Source organism: Pseudomonas sp. GW821-FHT01D09, from assembly GCF_059422465.1.
Map to the genome: position 1 here is coordinate 1 of NZ_JBWKWY010000073.1, position 563 is coordinate 563.

The following is a 563-nucleotide window of genomic DNA, read 5'->3' on the forward strand; positions in this document are numbered from 1 at the left end:
ATTTATCTGGGGGCGGCGTCGGATGAGCTGGTGCTGGCTCAAGGGGCACGGTTCTACCACTTTCACGACGGTGTGCTGACGGCGATCAGCGATGCGTATGACAACCGCCTGCGTATTTCCCGCGACGGCTTGGGGCGGATTCTGCGCCTGGATAACGGTGCCGGTCGCGCCCTGCTGTTGCGCTATGACCGTGGGCATATCGTGGCGGTGGACTACCAGGTGTTTCGCGTGGACAGCGAAGCGGACGACGCCTGGGTGACCGAGCAGAACCTGGTTGCCTACCGCTATGACGAAGACTGGCGACTGGTTGAAGCGACCAATGCCGTCGGCGAAAGCGAGCGCTATCAGTACGACAGCCTCTCGGTCATCACTGAACGACAGTTGGCCGGTGGGGCGAGTTTCTTCTGGGCGTGGGAACGGTCTGGCAAGGCGGCGCGCTGTGTACGGCATTGGGCCAGTTTTGCGCAGATGGATACGCGCTATGCCTGGGATGACAACGGCAGCGTCACCTTGCTGCACGCCGATGGCAGCCAGGAAGTCTACGTGCATGACCCGCAGGCACG

The 563-nt window shown here is 62.2% G+C and carries 1 pseudogene; it reads left to right on the forward strand.

From position 1 onward, the window contains the following. Positions 1-563, forward strand: a pseudogene (locus AC07W7_RS27130) (type IV secretion protein Rhs); the annotation flags it as partial.